Annotated in this window: 17 protein-coding genes; 12 read left to right on the top strand and 5 right to left on the bottom strand. The window is 65.3% G+C overall.

The window, feature by feature from the left end; translation table 11 throughout:
• Positions 1-78: 78 nt before the first annotated feature.
• The 4 genes from I6F28_RS28080 to I6F28_RS28065 all read right to left on the bottom strand — a co-directional run bounded on the left by I6F28_RS28080 (position 79) and on the right by I6F28_RS28065 (position 2,318).
• Positions 79-891: a PAS-domain containing protein gene (locus I6F28_RS28080; protein ID WP_225133865.1), complete on the bottom strand. Its 813-nt coding sequence runs from the start codon at positions 889-891 to the stop codon at positions 79-81.
• Positions 892-1,117: 226 nt separating this feature from the next.
• Positions 1,118-1,267: a hypothetical protein gene (locus I6F28_RS28075; protein WP_036009463.1), complete on the bottom strand. Its 150-nt coding sequence runs from the start codon at positions 1,265-1,267 to the stop codon at positions 1,118-1,120.
• Positions 1,268-1,340: 73 nt separating this feature from the next.
• Positions 1,341-1,517 carry a hypothetical protein gene (locus I6F28_RS28070; RefSeq protein WP_162832045.1) on the bottom strand — a complete coding sequence of 59 codons (177 nt, stop codon included), beginning with the start codon at positions 1,515-1,517 and terminating at the stop codon, positions 1,341-1,343.
• Positions 1,518-1,667: 150 nt separating this feature from the next.
• Positions 1,668-2,318: a glutathione S-transferase family protein gene (locus I6F28_RS28065; protein WP_025032208.1), complete on the bottom strand. Its 651-nt coding sequence runs from the start codon at positions 2,316-2,318 to the stop codon at positions 1,668-1,670.
• Between the two features lie 593 nt (positions 2,319-2,911).
• On the opposite strand from I6F28_RS28065, the gene I6F28_RS28060 reads away from it, so the two are divergent.
• The 7 genes from I6F28_RS28060 (at position 2,912) to I6F28_RS28030 (ending at position 11,315) form a co-directional block, all read left to right on the top strand.
• Entirely contained in the window at positions 2,912-4,114 is a 1,203-nt protein-coding gene (locus tag I6F28_RS28060; RefSeq protein WP_036009490.1) for a pyridoxal phosphate-dependent aminotransferase, read from the top strand.
• Between the two features lie 385 nt (positions 4,115-4,499).
• Positions 4,500-4,979 (top strand): DUF992 domain-containing protein, encoded by a 480-nt coding sequence (locus I6F28_RS28055; RefSeq protein WP_036009480.1) that lies wholly within the window; start codon positions 4,500-4,502, stop codon positions 4,977-4,979.
• 203 nt (positions 4,980-5,182) lie between these two features.
• Positions 5,183-7,231: an elongation factor G gene (locus I6F28_RS28050; RefSeq protein ID WP_225142225.1), complete on the top strand. Its 2,049-nt coding sequence runs from the start codon at positions 5,183-5,185 to the stop codon at positions 7,229-7,231.
• Between the two features lie 366 nt (positions 7,232-7,597).
• Complete coding sequence (locus I6F28_RS28045) at positions 7,598-7,870, top strand: helix-turn-helix domain-containing protein (RefSeq protein ID WP_008566993.1); 273 nt, start codon at positions 7,598-7,600, stop codon at positions 7,868-7,870.
• Between the two features lie 105 nt (positions 7,871-7,975).
• Positions 7,976-9,718 carry a SulP family inorganic anion transporter gene (locus tag I6F28_RS28040; RefSeq protein WP_225142223.1) on the top strand — a complete coding sequence of 581 codons (1,743 nt, stop codon included), beginning with the start codon at positions 7,976-7,978 and terminating at the stop codon, positions 9,716-9,718.
• Between the two features lie 66 nt (positions 9,719-9,784).
• Positions 9,785-10,624, top strand: coding sequence for a shikimate dehydrogenase (locus I6F28_RS28035; protein WP_225142221.1), 840 nt, complete (start codon positions 9,785-9,787; stop codon positions 10,622-10,624).
• A gap of 64 nt (positions 10,625-10,688) precedes the next feature.
• On the top strand, positions 10,689-11,315 hold the full coding sequence (locus I6F28_RS28030) for a hypothetical protein (protein ID WP_225142219.1): 627 nt from the start codon (positions 10,689-10,691) through the stop codon (positions 11,313-11,315).
• Between the two features lie 229 nt (positions 11,316-11,544).
• Here the strand turns inward: I6F28_RS28030 and I6F28_RS28025 are convergent, their stop codons facing one another.
• Entirely contained in the window at positions 11,545-12,681 is a 1,137-nt protein-coding gene (locus I6F28_RS28025) for an alpha-hydroxy acid oxidase (protein WP_036009502.1), read from the bottom strand.
• 129 nt (positions 12,682-12,810) lie between these two features.
• Between I6F28_RS28025 and I6F28_RS28020 the strand changes: the two genes are divergently transcribed.
• The 5 genes from I6F28_RS28020 to I6F28_RS28000 all read left to right on the top strand — a co-directional run bounded on the left by I6F28_RS28020 (position 12,811) and on the right by I6F28_RS28000 (position 18,157).
• Positions 12,811-12,978 carry a hypothetical protein gene (locus I6F28_RS28020; protein ID WP_167361667.1) on the top strand — a complete coding sequence of 56 codons (168 nt, stop codon included), beginning with the start codon at positions 12,811-12,813 and terminating at the stop codon, positions 12,976-12,978.
• A gap of 221 nt (positions 12,979-13,199) precedes the next feature.
• The gene (gene glmM / locus I6F28_RS28015) at positions 13,200-14,543 is read left to right on the top strand and encodes a phosphoglucosamine mutase (RefSeq protein WP_036009507.1); all 1,344 of its coding nucleotides are present in this window, start codon (positions 13,200-13,202) and stop codon (positions 14,541-14,543) included.
• A gap of 247 nt (positions 14,544-14,790) precedes the next feature.
• Positions 14,791-16,035 (top strand): MFS transporter, encoded by a 1,245-nt coding sequence (locus I6F28_RS28010; RefSeq protein ID WP_275945382.1) that lies wholly within the window; start codon positions 14,791-14,793, stop codon positions 16,033-16,035.
• A 237-nt stretch (positions 16,036-16,272) separates the two neighbouring features.
• Positions 16,273-17,103, top strand: a complete 831-nt coding sequence (locus I6F28_RS28005; RefSeq protein WP_036009511.1) for an outer membrane protein — start codon at positions 16,273-16,275, stop codon at positions 17,101-17,103.
• Positions 17,104-17,269: 166 nt separating this feature from the next.
• Positions 17,270-18,157, top strand: a complete 888-nt coding sequence (locus tag I6F28_RS28000) for an outer membrane protein (protein ID WP_036009512.1) — start codon at positions 17,270-17,272, stop codon at positions 18,155-18,157.
• The last annotated feature ends 7 nt before the right edge of the window (positions 18,158-18,164 follow it).

The raw sequence follows: 18,164 nt of genomic DNA, 5'->3' as shown, positions 1-18,164 counted from the left end.
CCGCGATCTCGGAGGTGCGCGATGAAGGGATGCCCTTCATACGTGATGATCCTGCTGCCGATCAATCGCACACTCGCCTCACTCCGCAACGCGCAAGTACTGGATCAGCTTGCGGCCGGTCGGATCGCGCAGCGAGCGGTAGTAGTCGGCGCGCGCCGGCGCATCGGTGTGGCGCACGAGGTCGGTCACGGGCGTGTAGCTCAGCATCCGCCCGCCGTCCGGCAGTGCGGTGCAGACGAAGCGCAGCACCTCGCCGTTGCGCAGCGCGACGTTGATCGGCGTGGCATCGCCGACCCGCACCATCTCCATGCGCTGCGCGATGAAAGTGCCGAGCTCGTCCTCGGGCAGCGCGAACGCGCCGGTGTCGCGGCCGTGATACATCAGCGCGATGAAGGGTGGCTTCGCCTCGGCGACCTCGTCCGGCACCGCAAAATAGTCGCGGAACGCGCGGTTGATGAATTCGGCCCGGGTCTCGGCATCGAGCAGCACGATGCCGATATCGACCTTGTCGAGCGCGGCCGACAGCCGCGCGGCAATGGCGTGGCTGCGGCGCTCGGCCGCGAAACTGCCGAGCAGCCGCTCGCGCATCAGCCCGGTGATGCCGGCGGTTCCGAAAACGGTGACGGCCAGGAGGCCGAGCGGCGCCAGATCGGCGGCGCCATGGCCGGAGACGCCGTGGCGGTTGAGGAAGAACAGCGCCGCGCCGATCACCGCGACAATCGCGGTCGTCACGGCGGAGGCGAGACCTGCGAGCGCGCCGGCGAGAGCCACGATGGCGACGAACAGCGGGGCGGGCGAGGGGGCGGGGACAAAGCGATCGAGCTGCATCGCCAGCAGCAGGGTCGCTGCCGTCAGCGCCGGACCGGAGATCGCACGCCATCCGAACCGCATGGACCTGTCTCGCTCCTCCCGAAAGAGGTAAGGCCGCAACACTGGCTGATTGTTGCGTGACTGCGATGCGATTTCGTGCGGCGTGCTTAAGGCGCGCTTGCGTGCAAGCGTAAGGCTTTCGGATGATTTTAAAGCATGATCCGGAAAAGTGTGAAGCGGTTTTCCGAAAAGATGCTCAAACAATAACCTAAAGCGCGATGACGATTCATCCTAATCGCATCGCGCTTTAGACCATGTGCGCGCGCTGCTGCAGCGTCGGCGCATGCAGCGTCGACGTGCCCGTGCCCTTGCGCGTGCCGACGATGATCAGCAGCGAGGCCGCGACCAGGATGGCCGCAGTCAGGGTGATTGCAACGACTACCACAGGTGATTTCATCGACGTCCTGTCGCGATGCCGGTCGGCGCGGGCCGCACGGCGCCCTGAAGGCTGGTCCAGGATGAAACGGGAATCAGACCGGCAGGCCCATCGCCATGGTCGCCTTGGTCGACAACACCGTCAGGGTGACGATCAGGCACAGCGAAAGCGCGGCGACGGCGAGCGAAGCCGCGACCGCATGGGTGAGCCGGGAAGACGCGACGGTAGCGGATGGGCTCTGAAACCCCGCTGTGCCGGACGCCCGCATCATGGTCTAAATCCTTCAACACGCGAGCGAATCACCCGCGACTTTCCAGAATTTCCCAGTTTCAACCGGCAACATTGCGGCGGCGACCGCGCCGAAAGTGGCGGGATTGCGGCAAAGGCGGCCCTTATGCCCGCTATTCGCCGCGGACGCGCCTCAGGCGCTCGCGGCGATGCTGGCGGGGTCGTCGATGTCGGCCGGGCGCCAGTCCATGGTCACGAAGCCGGGCGCGGCTTCGACGCGTTTGAGCCAGTCCCGGATCGCCGGGAAGGCCTGGAGGTCGAAGTCGCAGCGGTCGGCGAGGTGGGTGTAGCCGTACAGCGCGATGTCGGCGACCGTGAGCTGGCGCGCGGCGAAATAGGAATTGGTCTTGAGGTGATTCTCCATCACCTGGAGCGCGCCATAGCCGCGCTCCATCCAGTCCTCCAGCGAATGGGTCTGCAGGTCGCGGCCGCCCTTGACCAGCGACAGCCAGAAATAGGCCGCGCCGATGTTCGGCTCGAGCGCGTGCTGCTCGAAGAACATCCATTGCAGCGCCTCGGCGCGGTCGATGCGGTTTTCCGGCGCGAGCGGCGTGCCGACGGCAACGTACCAGAGGATGGCGTTGGACTCGGCGAGATAGCGGTCCTCGCCGACCTCGAGCAGCGGCACCTGCCCCGACGGGTTCTTGGACAGGAAATCCGGCGTGCGGCTCTCGCCGCGCAGAATGTCCACCTCCACTGCTTCGTAAGGCAGGTTGAGCAGCGCCAGCGCAAGGCGGACCTTGTAGCTGTTGCCCGAGCGTTGCATCGAATAGAGCTTGTACATTCTGGCGTTCGAAATCCGAGGACGAGAAGACGCGGCGCCCGTTGCCCCGCGAGGCGGTTAAACAATGATGCCGATGCGAATCCGCCGCAAGTGCCGGCCGATAGAAAAACTCGAAAACCCTACCGCACTGCAATGGAGGGGAAGATCATTTTCGCGACGATGCAGTTCAGTTCACATGTACGTCAATCTGCGGACACATCGCTCTACGTAGGCTACCGCATAGACGATCGAGATTAGGACGCCAGTGTTTCCGCATCGTCATGGCCGGGCTTGACCCGGCCATCCACGTCTCACTTGGCGCACGAAGAACGTGGATGCCCGGGACAAGCCCGGGCATGACGACGAGCGGTTTCCTGGAGACGTGCACCATCCAGAATTGCTCCGAGGACAGGCCTTGTCGGATATGAGCAATTCCGGAGGCAAAAGTTACGGAATATTGCGGGAAACCGCGCCTCGCAGCGCTCCAAATCGTAAACTTTTCCGGGATCGGGCCGAAGTTTCTTGCGGCCCAGCGGCACACGTTTTAGGGTGGCTCATTCCCACAATCAGAGTCGTGAGGCGAAGGGCTTCACGACGCTCGCCAGGAGATGATGATGTCCTTCCTTGCCGCTGCGCTCGACCGTGTGAAGCCGTCCGCGACCATCGCGGTCACGGATAAAGCACGCGCGCTGAAAGCGGCGGGCCGCAACGTCATCGGCCTCGGTGCCGGCGAGCCCGACTTCGACACGCCCGCCAACATCAAGCTGGCGGCGATCCGCGCCATCGAGGCCGGCAAGACCAAGTACACCGCGGTCGACGGCATTCCCGAGCTGAAGGAAGCCATCATCGCGAAATTTCAGCGCGAGAACGGCGTCGCCTACAAGCCGAACCAGATCATCGTCGGCACCGGCGGCAAGCAGGTGCTCTACAACGCGTTGATGGCGACCATCAATCCGGGCGACGAGGTGATCATTCCCGCGCCCTATTGGGTCAGCTATCCCGAGATGGTCGCGCTCGCGGGCGGTGAGCCGGTGCCGGTGGTCTGTACCGCCGCGACCGGCTTCAAGCTCCAGGCCGAGGCGCTCGAGCGCGCGATCACGCCGAAGACCAAATGGGTCATCCTGTGCTCGCCGTCGAACCCGACCGGAGCTGCCTACACGCGTTCGGAACTGAAAGCGCTCACCGACGTGCTGGTGAAGCATCCCCACGTCTGGGTGATGACCGACGACATGTACGAGCATCTCGTCTATGACGACTTCCAGTTCACCACGGTCGCGCAGGTCGAGCCGAAACTCTACGACCGCACGCTCACCGTGAACGGCGTCTCGAAGGCCTATTGCATGACCGGCTGGCGCATCGGCTACGCCGGCGGTCCCGCGCAGCTCATCAAGGCGATGTCGACGATCCAGTCGCAGTCGACCTCGAACCCGTCGTCGATCGCACAGTGGGCCGCGGTCGAGGCGCTGAACGGTCCGCAGGACTTCATCCCCGCCAACAACAAGGTGTTCAAGGAGCGGCGCGACCTCGTCGTCTCCATGCTCAATCAGGCCAAGGGAATCGAGTGCCCGCGTCCCGAAGGCGCGTTCTACGTCTATCCGTCGTGCGCCGGCACGATCGGCAAGACCGCGCCGTCGGGCAAGGTGATCGCCAATGACGAGGACTTCGTCACCGAGCTCCTGGAGACCGAAGGGGTCGCCGTGGTGCAGGGGTCGGCCTTCGGCCTTGGACCGGCGTTCCGCATATCCTACGCGACCAAGACCTCGGACCTCGAAGACGCCTGCAAGCGCATCCAGCGCTTCTGCGGCAATCTGCGGTAAGACGGTCGCGACAAGAATCGGAAAGGCCCGCTTCGGCGGGCCTTTTTTGTTGTTTTTCGATAAGAGGAGTCGGATGGACTTTTTGTTTCTGGTCGGCGTTGTGCCCGGCCCCTAACCCGGATCACATCTGCGATGTGATCCGACCTCTCCCCGCGGAAGAGCGGGGAGAGGTTAAGCAAGGCCGGCGACGTTGCATTGTGAGGGACGCACGGCTCTCTCACTCCCTCGCCCCGTTCTTACGGGGAGAGGGTGGGGTGAGGGGTCTCTCCGCAAGTTCGATTCTAAACGCGCGCGAGCTGGCACGGCCGCGGCTCTTGTGGCATAGACCCGCAACACGGGTGGGGCGCTCTCTCTGCTCGCATCACATTTTTCGCCGGAGACTTTCATGCGCCGTTCGTTCCTCTTCGCCGGACTCACCGCTGCCAGCCTCATCGCGTCCGTCGTGAACACCGGCGCGCAGCAGCGGATGGCGCGGGTCGGCGTGCTCGAATGCCGCGGCGGCGCCAGCGTCGGCTTCATCGTGGGGTCGGTGACTCATCTCGGCTGCGTGCTGCGCGCCGACGGCTTGCCCGACGACCGCTACGTCGCGACCATCCGTAAAGTGGGCCTCGACATCGGCATCACCCAGGAGACGGCTTTGGCCTGGGGTGTGTTCGCGCCGGTCGACCGGCTCGGCCCCGGCGACCTCTCCGGCAATTACGTCGGCGCGCAGGGCAGCGCCTCGGTCGGTGTGGGCTTGGGGGGCAACGTGCTGGTCGGCGGCTCCAACAATTCGATCGCGCTGCAGCCGCTGAGCGTGCAGGGCCAGGTCGGCCTCAACATCGCCGCCGGCCTCGAGAGCCTGGAACTCCGTCCGGGCCGTTGAGATATACGGGCGAAGCTCTCTCCTTACCTCTCCCTTCGGGAGGGGTGGAACACCGAGCCTGCAGTCCGTGGAATTATAAGACTTGATCCAACTGACGACGCACCGCAGCGACGTTTGATGCTTGCCAAATCTCGGGGAGGGGCAGAGCATCGGCGTTTGCCGACCCAATCACGGGCCGAGCTCCACACCAAGGAGGCGGCGAAATGGGACAAGACGTCAGAAGTCCCCGAGGTCCACGGTGCATCGCGCTGGTGGGCCCTTTCCAAAGCGGTAAAACCACACTTCTGGAAGCAATATTGGCGCGAACGGGTGTAATCCCGCGCGCCGGCAGCGTCGATGCCGGAACGTCCGTCGGCGACGCCACGCCCGAGGCCCGTCATCACAAAATGACCGTCGGCCTCACTGCCGCCACCACGAGTTTCATGGGCGACAGCTACACCTTCCTCGATTGTCCCGGTTCCGTCGAGTTTGCCCACGACATGCGCGCCGCGTTGCCGGCGGTCGACGCCGCAATCGTGGTCTGCGAGGCCGACGAGAAGAAGCTGCCGCAGCTTCAGATCATCCTGCGCGAGCTGGAAGAGCTGAAGATTCCGCGTTTCCTATTCCTCAACAAGATCGACCGCGCCAGCCAGCGCATCCGTGAGACGCTGGCGATGCTGCAGCCCGCCTCGCGCGTGCCGCTGGTGTTGCGCCAGATCCCGATCTGGAAGGGCGAGCTGATCGAGGGCTTCGTCGATCTCGCACTGGAGCGCGCCTTCATCTATCGCGAGCACAAGGCCTCCGAGGTGATCGCGCTCGAAGGCGGCAATCTCGATCGCGAGAAGGAAGCCCGCTTCTCGATGCTGGAGAAGCTCGCCGATCACGACGATGCGCTGATGGAGCAGCTGCTCGAGGACATCCAGCCGCCGCGCGATGCCGTCTTCGACGATCTCGCCCGCGAACTGCGGGAAGGGCTGATTTGCCCGGTGCTGCTGGGCGCCGCCGTGCGCGAAAACGGCGTGTTGCGCCTGATGAAGGCGTTGCGTCACGAGGCGCCCGGCGTTGCGGAGACCGCAAAACGTCTTGGCGTACCCGAGACCAGGGACGCGCTCGGCTATGTCTTCAAGACGCTGCATTCGCAGCACGGCGGAAAGTTGTCGCTGACGCGGCTGCTCGCCGGCCATCTCGACGACGGCGCCACGCTGCAATCCTCATCCGGCGGTGCCGGGCGCATCTCCGGCATCCTCGCCGTCAACGGCGCCTACGACACCAAGCGCGCCTCGGCCGAAGCCGGCGAGACCGTGGCCCTCGCCAAGCTTGATCCGGTCAAGACCGGTGACACGGTTTCGAGCGGCAAGACGGCGCCCGCGGCATTGATCACGATCGAGCCGACGCCGCCGGTGCTCGCGATCTCGGTCGCGGCCACCGACCGCAAGGACGACGTCAAGCTCGGCCAGGCGCTGACGCGCCTGCATGAGGAGGATCCCTCGCTCATGATCGTGCAGAACGCCAAGACTCACGACACTGTGCTGTGGGGCCAGGGCGAGATGCATCTGCGCGTCGCCAGCGAGCGCTTGCGCGACCGCTTCGGCGTCAAGATCACCTCGCATCCGCCTGCGATCGGCTATCAGGAGACCATCCGCAAGCCGATCACCCAGCGCGGCCGTCACAAGAAGCAGTCCGGCGGCCACGGCCAGTTCGGCGATGTCGTGCTCGACATCACGCCGCTGCCGCGCGGCGACGGCTTCAAGTTCGCCGAGAAGGTGGTGGGCGGCGCGGTGCCGCGCAACTACATCCCGGCGGTGGAGGAGGGCGTCGTCGATGGATTGGCGCGCGGTCCGCTCGGCTTCCCCGTCACCGACGTGCAGGTGACGCTGACCGACGGCTCCTATCACAGCGTCGATAGCTCCGATCTCGCCTTCCGCACGGCCGCGCGGGTCGGGCTCAACGAAGGCCTGCCGCAATGCCAGCCGGTGCTGCTGGAGCCGATCCACATGGTCGAGATCGTCTGCCCGACCGACGCCACTGCCAAGATCAACGCGATCCTGTCGGCGCGGCGCGGCCAGATTCTCGGCTTCGACACCCGCGAGGGCTGGACCGGCTGGGACTGTGTCCGTGCCATGATGCCGGAAGCGGAGATCGGTGAGCTGATCGTGGAGCTGCGCTCGGCCACCGCCGGCGCCGGCAGCTTCACGCGCCAGTTCGACCACATGGCCGAAGTCACCGGCCGCGCCGCCGACCAGATCATCGCCGCACATCAGCACGCGGCGTGATCGGGTAGGCGATCTCGTGCCCCGGACGCAGCGCAGCGCTCCTTCAGCGGTGCGCTGCAGAGCCGGGGCCCACGTATCAGCGTGCTCGGAATTTCTGGGTCCCGGCTCTGCGCAGCAACGCCAAGAGCGTTGCAGCGCGTCCGGGACACGAGATTCTCGTATGCCACCGCACCACACTCCGTCATTGCGAGCGCAGCGAAGCAATCCAGAAATCCCTCTGCGGAAAGATTCTGGATTTGCTTCGCTACGCTCGCAATGACGGAGGCTATGGACGACGCCTCCCTTGCTTTCGCCACCGTATGATCTATTTTACATCATTGTATATGTTCCAGATATCACTTATAACTGCTCGTAAGTGAGGCCAAGGTGATCACCTCGTTCCAGATGCGGGCAGCCCGCGCGTTGCTCGGCATCGACCAGAAAACCCTGGCCGAGCTCGCCGGCGTGTCGCTGCCGACCATCCAGCGGATGGAGGCCTCCACCGGCAATGTTCGTGGCGTGGTCGAGACCTTGATCAAGGTGGTCGAGGCGTTCGACCGGGCCGGCGTCGAGTTGATCGGCGAGCAGGCCCGCAGCGACAGCGGCGGACGTGGCGTTCGCTTGAAGGAGCCGGGGCCGCCGCGCCGTGTCGGAGCATGATCGCGCGTTGATCGTGCCCGGGATCAAGATGGGCTAGCGCATCGTCGCACCTTAGGACGCACGATGCTTCGGAGCATTGTGGGGCCAGCGGAGCACTTTGCTGACATGAGCATCACGAGCGATCAGGCAGGCCGGCTGCACCAGCTGCGTCAGCCGACCTTTGCCGAACTGTATCTGCCGAAGCTCGTCACCGTCTTTCGCGAAGGCTACGGCCTTGCGGATTTCCGCGCCGACGTCTTCGCCGGCCTCACGGTCGCGATCGTCGCGCTGCCGCTGTCGATGGCGATCGCGATTGCCTCGGGCGTGACGCCGGACCGCGGCCTCTACACCGCCGTCGCCGGCGGCTTCATCGCCTCCTTGCTCGGCGGCAGCCGGTTCCAGATCGGCGGCCCTGCCGGTGCCTTCATCGTTCTGGTCGCGGCGACCGCGGAGCGGCACGGCGTCGATGGCGTCATTCTCGCCACCATGATGGCCGGCCTGCTCCTGATCGCCGCGGGCCTGCTGCGCGTCGGCACCTACATCAAGTTCATTCCCTATCCTGTCACCGTCGGCTTCACCGCCGGCATCGCCGTCATCATCTTTGCCAGCCAGCTCCGCGATCTCTCCGGCATCACGCTCGTGGGCAAGGAGCCCAGCGAGTTCGTGCCCAAGCTCGTCGCGCTCGCCGGCGGCCTCAACACGATCAATCCGTCCGCCGTCGCGGTCGCCCTGGTCAGCATCGGCATTATCGCCGCCTTGCGCCGCTGGCGGCCGTCCTGGCCCGGGATCCTGATCGCGGTCGTGTTTGCAGCCGTCGCCAGCGCGGTGCTGTCGTTGCCGGTCGAGACCATCGGCTCGCGCTTCGGCGGCATCCCGCGCGAATTGCCCTCGCCGGCGCTGCCCGCATTCTCGCTGGAGAAGGCAAGGGCGGTGCTGCCGGATGCGATCGCCTTTGCGTTGCTGGCGGCGATCGAATCGCTGCTGTCGGCGGTGGTGGCCGACGGCATGACCGGCCGCCGTCATCGCTCCAATTGCGAGCTGGTGGCGCAAGGTGCGGCCAATATCGGCTCGGCGCTGTTCGGCGGCATCTGCGTCACCGGGCTGATCGCGCGCACCGCGACCAACATCCGCGCCGGCGCGCGCGGGCCGCTCGCGGGCATGCTGCATTCGGTGTTCCTGCTGCTGTTCATGCTGGTCGCGGCCCCGCTCGCGAGCTACATCCCTCTGGCTGCGCTCGCCGCGGTGCTGGTGGTGGTGGCCTGGACCATGGCGGAGAAGCATGAATTCGCAACTCTGCTGCGCTCGTCATGGGGCGATGCCGTGGTGCTGCTCGCGACCTTCCTGCTCACGATCTTTCGCGATCTCACCGAGGGCATCCTGGTCGGCTTCGCGCTCGGCGCGGTGCTGTTCATCCATCGCATGGCGGAGATGACCGGCATCGAGGAGCGCTCGCCGCTGGTTGCGGATGATCGCCCCGACGACGGCAACGGCGACCGTGTGCGTTACGATCCCGCGCTTGCGGTCGACCGCGACGTGCTGGTCTATCGCATCACCGGCGCGTTCTTCTTCGGCGCGGCCTCGGCGATCGGCGGCGTGCTCGACGGCATTGCCGACCGGCGCAAGGCCTTCGTGGTCGATTTCGCCGCGGTGCCGTTCCTGGATTCGACCGCGGCCAACGTGATCGGCCGCGTCGCCGCCAAGGCGCACCGCCAGGGCATCAGGCTGTTCATCACCGGGGCCTCGCCCGCGGTCCGCCGCGCGCTGCTCACCCATGGCGTCACGCCGCCGCGCGCGCGTTACCGCACGAGCCTCGAGCGCGCCATCGCCGACATCAAGGGCCGGGCCGCCGACGAGACCGCTGCGAGCTGACCGCGCGCGCTTGACAGAGCGGGCGCGACGCGAAATGGATCGCCTCGGAAACGACCCGAGGGAAAGATGACCGCGCCCAAGCCCCCTGCAGCCTGTCTGATCGGATGGCCGGCCGCGCATTCGCGCTCGCCGCTGATCCACCATCACTGGCTGCGCACGCTCGGCATCGAGGGCGGCTATGTCATCGAGGCGGTGCCGCCCGAGGATTTGCGCGATTTCGTGCTGCGGCTGTCGCTGCGCGGCTTCGTCGGTGCCAACGTCACCATCCCGCATAAGGAAGCCGTGCTGGCGCTGTCGACGCCCGACGCGCGCGCCAGGGCCGTCGGCGCCGCGAACACGCTGTGGTTCGCCAACGGCGAGCTGCGCTCAACCAACACCGATGTCGAAGGCTTCATCAACAATCTCGACGCCAGCGCGCCCGGCTGGGACATGGCCGAGGCTGCGCTGGTGCTGGGCGCCGGCGGCTCCTCGCGCGCGGTCGTGTTCGGCCTCCTGGAACGCGGCATCAGCTGCGTGCATGTCGCCAATCGCTCCATGGCGCGGGCCGAGACGCTGGCACAACAGTTCGGATCGAACGTGCATCCGCTGCCGTGGGACGCGATCGGCGACGTGCTGCCGCGCGCAAAGCTTCTCGTGAACACGACCTCGCTCGGCATGCATGGCCAGCCGTCACTCGACGTCGACCTCGCGCGTCTGCCGCAAGACGCGGTCGTCGCCGACCTCGTCTACGTTCCCCTGGTGACGCCGCTGCTCGCCGCAGCGACGGCGCGCGGCCTGAAGACCGCCGATGGGCTCGGCATGCTGCTGCATCAGGCGGTGCGCGGCTTCGAGCTGTGGTTCGGGCGGCGGCCCGAGGTCACCGCCGAGCTGCGCGCATTGGTCGAAGCCGATCTCACGAAGACTTGAGAGGGGCGCGGCGAATAGCACACCATCTCTGGAGTTCTACGTCGTGGGACAATCGGAGACCGCCATGCCTGTTCAACGTGCAACTTTCACACGCCCCCTGATCGCCGTCGCGATGGTGGTCGTCTCGACCTACTGCGCCTTCGCCCAGAGAGCGCCGGTGCCGACGCGCGTGCGCGGCACCATCGAAAGCGTCAATGGCGACACCATGCAGGTCAAGTCGCGCAGCGGTGAAGAGCTCAAGCTTCGCCTCGCCTCCGACGTGAACGTGTCGGGCGTTACCAAGATCTCGCTCGCCGACATCAAGCCGGGCTCGTTCATCGGCGCCACCACCGTGCCGGGACCGGATGGCAGCCAGAACGCCCTCGAGGTGCACGTGTTTCCGGAAAGCATGCGCGGCACCGGCGAAGGCTCGCGACCTTGGGACCTCAAGCCCAACTCCAGCATGACCAATGCGACCGTCGCGGAGAGCGTCGTCGGCAATGACGGTCACACGCTGCTGGTCAAGTACAAGGACGGCGAGAAGAAGGTGTTCGTCGCCGACGACACGCCGGTCGTGACCTTCGTGCCCGGCGACAAATCCGAGCTGAAGCCCGGCGCCAAGGTCATCGCCTTCATGAAGCAATTGCCCGACGGCTCGTTCGAGACCAACCGCGTCAGCGTCGGCCGCGACGGCCTGACGCCGCCGATGTGAGGGGCTGTGAGACGCGCACCTGACGCCTGAAATGCCGCCGTCGTCCCGGACAAGCGTCAGCGCAGGTCCGGGACCCATAACCACAGGGAAAAGTTGTTGCGCGAAGCAGGCCACTCCGAGCCCCCATAGCCACACCCTTCTGTGGCTATGGGTCCCGGATCGGCGCGCGCTTTGGGCGCGCTTGTCCGGGACGACAGTGATTATTGCTGCGGCATCCCGGCAGACGCACTCACACCGCAATCACGTGATCGTCGATCTCGTCCACCCGGTTGACGCCGCACAGGCCCATCGTGGTGAGCAGCTCCTTCTGGATGATGTCGATCGCCTTGGCGACGCCGGCCTGGCCGCCGGCACCGAGGCCATAGGCATAGGCGCGGCCGATCATGCACGACTTTGCGCCGAGCGCCAGCGCGCGCATCACGTCCTGGCCGGAGCGGATGCCGCCGTCGAACATGATCTCCATCCTGTCGCCCACCGCGTCCGCGATCTCGGGCAGGACCTCGATCGAGGACGGCGCGCCGTCGAGCTGGCGGCCGCCGTGGTTGGAGACCACCAGCGCCTGCGCGCCGGTCTTGGCGGCTTCCTCGGCGTCCTCGACGTCGAGGATGCCCTTGATGATCAGCTTGCCCGGCCAGATGCTGCGGACCCACTCGACGTCCTTCCAGTTCAAGGAGGTGTCGAACTGCGAGGCCGTCCATTCGGCGAGGCGGTTGAGATCTTCAGTGTTCTTCACGTGGCCGGCGATATTGCCGAAGGTGCGGCGCTTGCCCTGCAGCACGCCGGAGACCCAGGCGGGCTTGCTGGCGAAGTCCAGCAGCTTCGACAGCGACCATTCCGGTGGCACCGTCATGCCGTTCTTGATGTCGGCGTGGCGCTGGCCGATCACCTGCAGGTCGACCGTGAGCACCAGCGCGCTGCACTTGGCGGCCATCGCGCGCTGGATCAATTCCTTGATGAAGCCGCGGTCCTTCATGACGTAGAGCTGGAACCAGAACGGCTTCTCGACACTGGCGGCGATGTCCTCGATCGAGCAGATCGACATGGTCGATTGCGTGAACGGGATGCCGGCGGCCTGCGCGGCGCGGCAGGCGTGGATCTCGCCGTCGCCGTGCTGCATGCCGAGCAGGCCGACCGGCGCGAGGATCAGCGGCATCGTCGACGGCTCGCCGAGGATCGTGGTCGAGGTGTCGCGCTTGGAGACGTCGACCAGGATGCGCTGGCGGAACTTGATCGCCTGCATGTCCTCGCGGTTGGCGCGCAGCGTCTCCTCGGCGTAGGAGCCGCGGTCGCAATAGTCGAAGAATGCCTTCGGCACGCGGCGCCGATGCAGCGTGCGAAGATCGTCGATACAGGTAATATGCTTCATGTCGTTTCCCCGGCCCGTCACGTATCAAACAGTCTTGCATCGGAAGATTTCGGGGTCATCTAGCATGGTTGGATGCACAGCCAAATCGTTTGCAGAACGTTTTGGAAGGAGAGTGCCAAGGAGAGCGCCATGACGAAGCCGCACGCAGGACCTTCGCCGGAAGAGATCAAGGAGAAGCATGATCTCGAGGAGGCGCTGGAAGAGGGACTTGAGGAGACCTTCCCGGGCTCCGATCCCGTCAATGTCACCCAGCCGGCGCCGAGCCGCGCGGACGGCCATGTGAAGCGCTCGGATTAAGGCGAGTTCCACCCCTTTTCGCTGGTCACGCCGGAATTGCAATGGTAACAATGTGTTATCGGGGGCGGTCGCGGCGCCGGTTCCGTAATGATTCATCATATTTTTTGAAGCCAAGTTAGCCGCGATAGCTTTATAAGACCTCGGCAAATCAGGGATGCGGGTCCCGTTGGGGCAGCCCGTGGTTGTAGAGGGGAGTCCCTGGTTGTTGCTTGGGGGACGATATGAGCCGCAAATATTTCGGGACGGACGGGATTAGGGGCCGCGCCAACGGACTGATCACGCCGGAGCTCGCGCTCAAGGTCGGCCAGGCCGCGGGCCTTGCGTTTCAGCGCGGCGACCACCGCCACCGCGTCGTGATCGGCAAGGACACCCGTTTGTCCGGCTACATGATCGAATACGCCATGGTCGCAGGCTTCACCTCGGTCGGTATGGACGTGCTGCTGGTCGGCCCGATGCCGACGCCGGCGGTCGCGATGCTGACCAAGTCGATGCGCGCCGATCTCGGCGTGATGATCTCGGCCTCGCACAATCTGTTCGAGGACAACGGCATCAAGCTGTTCGGCCCGCAGGGCTTCAAGCTCTCCGACGATGTCGAGCGGCAGATCGAGCAGCTGCTCGACGAATCCCTCGACAAGCGGCTCGCCCAGAGCGCGAGCCTCGGCCGCGCCCGCCGCATCGACGGCGTGCATGACCGCTACATCGAATTCGCCAAGCGCACGCTGCCGCGCGACCTTTCGCTCGAGGGCCTGCGCGTCGTGATCGATTGCGCCAACGGCGCCGCCTACAAGGTGGTGCCCGAGGCGCTGTGGGAATTGGGCGCCGACGTGGTGCCGATCGGCGTCGAGCCCGACGGCTTCAACATCAACAAGGATTGCGGCTCGACCTCGCCGGAGGCGCTGTCGAAGAAGGTGCGCGAGATGCGCGCCGACATCGGCATTGCGCTGGACGGCGACGCCGATCGCGTCATCCTGGTCGACGAGCGCGGCCATGTCGTCGACGGCGACCAGCTGCTCGCGGTGATCGCGCAGAGCTGGAAGGAGGACGGACGCCTTTCGCGTCCCGGCATCGTCGCCACCGTGATGTCCAATCTCGGGCTGGAGCGCTTCCTGCAAGGGCAGGGCCTCGAGCTCGTGCGCACGCCGGTCGGCGACCGCTACGTGCTCGAGCAGATGCTGAACGGCGGCTACAATCTCGGCGGCGAGCAGTCCGGCCACATCATCCTGTCCGACTACGCCACGACCGGCGACGGTTTTGTCGCCGCATTGCAGGTGCTCGCCGTGGTGCAGAAGCTGCGCCGCCCGGTGTCCGAGGTCTGCCACCGCTTCGATCCGCTGCCGCAGATCCTCAAGAACGTCCGCCACAAGGGCGGCAAGCCGCTCGATGATTCCGACGTCAAGTCGGCGATCTCCGACGGCGAGAAGCGCCTCAACGGCCACGGCCGCCTCTTGATCCGCTCCTCCGGCACCGAGCCCGTGATCCGCGTCATGGGCGAAGGCGAGGACCGTCACCTCGTCGAGGACGTCGTCGACACCATTGTTTCGGCATTGGGGCAGGCCGCGGCTTGAGTCCTTCCTTCTCCCCTTGCGGGAGAAGGTGGCGCGAAGCGCCGGATGAGGGGTTCTATCCGCTCGCAACACAGCTCGTGAGGATAGAAACCCCTCACCCGTCTCGCCGCTAATGCGGCGAGCCACCCTCTCCCACAAGGGGAGAGGGTAAGAGGCGCATCCCAGCCATTTGCGATTGACGCTGGTCCCACCGTCGCTTGCGTCGTAATCAGCACCTCGCGGCAATCTGCCGCGCCGGATTGCCGCCTTGAACAAGCCTGTCGTCGTCTCAGAGGAAACGCTGACCGAGCCCGTCGTCGTCGCCGAATTGGCGCCGGCCGCCGCCAAGGGGCCGGCCTATATCGTGCTCGCCGGCATCAGCGTCTCGCACTTCCTCAACGACACCATGCAGTCGCTGATCGCCTCGGTGTACCCGATCCTGAAGGACGCCTACGCGCTCGACTTCGCGCAGATCGGCATGATCACGCTGGCATTCCAGTTCACGGCCTCGCTGCTGCAGCCGGTGGTCGGGCACTACACCGACAAGAAGGCGCAGCCCTATTCGCTCGCGGTCGGCATGGCCTCGACCTTCTTCGGCCTGCTGCTGCTTAGCGTCGCGCACCAATATCTCGTCATCCTCGTCGCCGCCGCGCTGGTCGGCCTCGGCTCGGCGGTGTTTCACCCGGAATCGGCGCGCATCGCGCGGCTCGCCTCGGGCGGACGCTACGGCTTTGCGCAATCGGTGTTCCAGCTCGGCGGCAGCTTCGGCACCTCGATGGGGCCGGTGCTCGCCGCGTTGATCGTGGTGCCGTTCGGGCAGGGCAGCATCGCCTGGTTCTCCTCGATCGCGTTTCTCGCCATCCTGATTCTCTGGCGCATCGGGCGCTGGTACGCGCCGCAGATCGCGACGAAGAAAGCGGCGCCCGTCCACACCCAGCCCGGTGCGCCGAGCTCGCGCCGTGTCGCGGTAGCGCTCGCAGTGCTCGTCGTGCTGTTGTTCTCCAAGCAGCTCTACGTCTCGAGCCTGTCGAGCTATTACATCTTCTACCTGATCGACCGTTTCGGCGTCTCGACGCAGGCAGCCCAGATCTATCTCTTCGTCTTTCTCGCGGCGAACGCCGTGGGTGCGTTTCTCGGCGGTCCGCTGGGCGACCGCTTCGGCCGCAAGATCGTGATCTGGATCTCGATCCTCGGCGCGCTGCCGTTCACGCTGGCGCTGCCCTATGCCGGGCTCGTTGCGAGCGCGGTGCTCAGCGTCGCCATCGGCCTGATCATCTCCTCGACGACGTCGTCGATCATCGTGTTTGCGCAGGAGCTGGTGCCGCACCGCTTCGGCATGATCTCCGGCGTGTTCTTCGGCGTCGCCTTCGGCATCGGGGGCCTGGGCGCGGCCGTGCTCGGCAAGCTCGCCGACCACACCTCGATCGAGTTCGTCTACCAGGTCTGCGCCTGGCTGCCGGCGATCGGGCTGCTCGCGGTGTTCCTGCCCAAGCTGCCGCGAAACGCGCGTTAACGCATCCTCTCTTGCCGCGTTGCGGCTTCACACATCGTTAGGGAATGCGGCGCCGATGTCGCATTTGGCGCGGCATTTTTGCAACGCTCGCACGGCGCGCGCGTGTAGGGTGAGAAAAAATCAACCTTAAAAATTAGGGTTAAGTGGCGCTTAAACATTTGCTGGCATCGTCCCCCCGTGAGTTTCCAGAACGTGAGGCGCTCGTATTCAGCCTCACCGGCCATAAGGACGAAGCCAATGCGTAGCGTTAAGTCTCTCCTTGCCGCGGGTGCGGCAACCCTGATCTCGTCGATGGCGTTCGCCGCCGATATGCCGATCGCCGCCCCCCCTCCGATGTACGCGCCGCCGGCTCCGCCCGCCGACTTCGGCGGCTGGTATCTGCGCGGCGACATCGGCATGACCAACCAGAGCGCGAAGCGCATCGAGAGCGCCCTGCCGGCCGGGTACTCGAAGACGACGGAAGGCCTCGGCTTCGACTCCTCGCCGCTGTTCGGCCTCGGCGTCGGCTATCGCTTCAACAACTGGTTCCGCGCCGACGTCATCGGCCAGTACCGGGGCAAGGCCAATTTGCACGGTAGCGACAATGTCGTGGGACCCGGCTTCGTCGGCGTCAACAACTACAGCGGCAGCAAGTCCGAGTGGCTCGTGATGGCCAACGCCTATGTCGACCTCGGCACCTGGTGGTGCGTCACTCCGTTCATCGGCGCGGGCGTCGGCGGCTCCTACAACAAGCTCAGCGGCTTCCGCGACGACGGCGTGTCCTACAGCCCGCTGCTCAACAACAGCGTCGCCTACTTTGCCGACAACGGAAAGTGGAACCTCGCCTGGGCCGCTCACGCCGGTCTTGCCTACAAGGTCAATCCCGGCTTCACCGTCGAACTGGCCTACAGCTACATGAACCTCGGCGATGCCGCGCCCGGCAACTACCGTTTGTTCGACAACAGCGCTTCCGGCCCGACCTCGATCAAGGTCAGGGACATCACCTCACACGACGTCAAGCTCGGCGTGCGCTGGGATCTCAACAGCCCGCCGGCCTACGTGCCGCCGCCGCTGGTCACCAAGGGCTGATCGCAACCTGATCGGTTAGGACTCCTTAACGGCGCGGGATCATCCCGCGCCGTTTTGCTTTGCGTATTTTTCATGGCGAGGTGCGGCGAAGGCGCCTGGCGCAACCATTGGTTAAGGTTAACAGGCGATGATCATCGCAACAGTTCGAGTCCGATGGAGCGTGGTGATGCGTAGGCTGGTGTTGGCAGCGGCGATGTTGGGGACGGTGTCTGCCGCGCAAGCGGCCGACATGCCGGACCTGCCCGTGCTGCGCGGCGGCTTCGCCGACGGTCTGTCGAAGACCTCCGTCAATTGGAATGGCTTCTATGTCGGCGGTCATGGCGGTTATACCGCAGATGCCACGGATTTCAGTCAGAGCGTGGTCGGACTGACCAACTACATCTTCCGCGACAGCGTACTCCAGGGGCCGACCTCGACGTGGTCGCTGCTGAACAAGACCAACACTCAAAGCACCAATTTCGGTGGCTTCGTCGGCCGCAACTGGCAATGGTATGATGCCGTTCTCAGTCTCGAGGGCACTTACAGCTACTTCAACGATATGGCGACATTGACGTCAGGAACCAACTCGCTCGTCATCGTCAACCCGCCTGGTGAGGTGCGGGCGCCCGGCGTCACCAACAACTATGCCGTCACGCTGACGGGTGCCGCGGCGGCACAGGTCAAAGACATGGTGACGCTCCGCGGCCGCGTGGGTTGGGACGGCGGCAGCTTCATGCCTTATGCCTTCATGGGCGCTGCCGTCGGGCGAATGGACGTGTCGCGCACCGTGACCAGCAGCGTCTCGATGCGACAGGACACGACGACGACGGATTTCTTCGGCAACACCACGACGATACTTGGAACGTGGGGCCCGGTTCCTGCGCAGTCGGGCACGCAAGGTCAGCACAGGACCAACACGTACGCAGTGGGTTGGACCGCCGGCCTCGGGCTCGAATACTGCGTTTGGGACGGCTTGTTCGCCCGCATCGAATACGAATATGTGAGATTCTCGCCCGTCATGAACACGCAGGTGACGTTGAACAACGCGCGCCTCGGCGTCGGCTACAAGTTCTGAGCCGTCC

The organism is Bradyrhizobium sp. NBAIM14 (assembly GCF_020193895.1).
Taxonomy (GTDB): Bacteria; Pseudomonadota; Alphaproteobacteria; order Rhizobiales; family Xanthobacteraceae; genus Bradyrhizobium; species Bradyrhizobium yuanmingense.
Note: the sequence above shows the minus strand (reverse complement) of the source record. Positions and strands in the feature narration are given on the sequence as shown.

What these genes read in the sequence shown, in the direction of transcription:
- I6F28_RS28070 (WP_162832045.1), bottom strand. Translation starts at nt 1,517, where the DNA reads ATGATGCGGGCGTCCGGCACAGCGGGGTTTCAGAGCCCATCCGCTACC.
- I6F28_RS28000 (WP_036009512.1), top strand. Translation starts at nt 17,270, where the DNA reads ATGCGTAGGCTGGTGTTGGCAGCGGCGATGTTGGGGACGGTGTCTGCC.
- I6F28_RS28080 (WP_225133865.1), bottom strand. Translation starts at nt 891, where the DNA reads ATGCGGTTCGGATGGCGTGCGATCTCCGGTCCGGCGCTGACGGCAGCG.
- I6F28_RS28060 (WP_036009490.1), top strand. Translation starts at nt 2,912, where the DNA reads ATGTCCTTCCTTGCCGCTGCGCTCGACCGTGTGAAGCCGTCCGCGACC.
- glmM (WP_036009507.1), top strand. Translation starts at nt 13,200, where the DNA reads ATGAGCCGCAAATATTTCGGGACGGACGGGATTAGGGGCCGCGCCAAC.
- I6F28_RS28040 (WP_225142223.1), top strand. Translation starts at nt 7,976, where the DNA reads ATGAGCATCACGAGCGATCAGGCAGGCCGGCTGCACCAGCTGCGTCAG.
- I6F28_RS28065 (WP_025032208.1), bottom strand. Translation starts at nt 2,318, where the DNA reads ATGTACAAGCTCTATTCGATGCAACGCTCGGGCAACAGCTACAAGGTC.
- I6F28_RS28005 (WP_036009511.1), top strand. Translation starts at nt 16,273, where the DNA reads ATGCGTAGCGTTAAGTCTCTCCTTGCCGCGGGTGCGGCAACCCTGATC.
- I6F28_RS28075 (WP_036009463.1), bottom strand. Translation starts at nt 1,267, where the DNA reads ATGAAATCACCTGTGGTAGTCGTTGCAATCACCCTGACTGCGGCCATC.
- I6F28_RS28020 (WP_167361667.1), top strand. Translation starts at nt 12,811, where the DNA reads ATGACGAAGCCGCACGCAGGACCTTCGCCGGAAGAGATCAAGGAGAAG.
- I6F28_RS28025 (WP_036009502.1), bottom strand. Translation starts at nt 12,681, where the DNA reads ATGAAGCATATTACCTGTATCGACGATCTTCGCACGCTGCATCGGCGC.
- I6F28_RS28050 (WP_225142225.1), top strand. Translation starts at nt 5,183, where the DNA reads ATGGGACAAGACGTCAGAAGTCCCCGAGGTCCACGGTGCATCGCGCTG.
- I6F28_RS28055 (WP_036009480.1), top strand. Translation starts at nt 4,500, where the DNA reads ATGCGCCGTTCGTTCCTCTTCGCCGGACTCACCGCTGCCAGCCTCATC.
- I6F28_RS28030 (WP_225142219.1), top strand. Translation starts at nt 10,689, where the DNA reads ATGCCTGTTCAACGTGCAACTTTCACACGCCCCCTGATCGCCGTCGCG.
- I6F28_RS28035 (WP_225142221.1), top strand. Translation starts at nt 9,785, where the DNA reads ATGACCGCGCCCAAGCCCCCTGCAGCCTGTCTGATCGGATGGCCGGCC.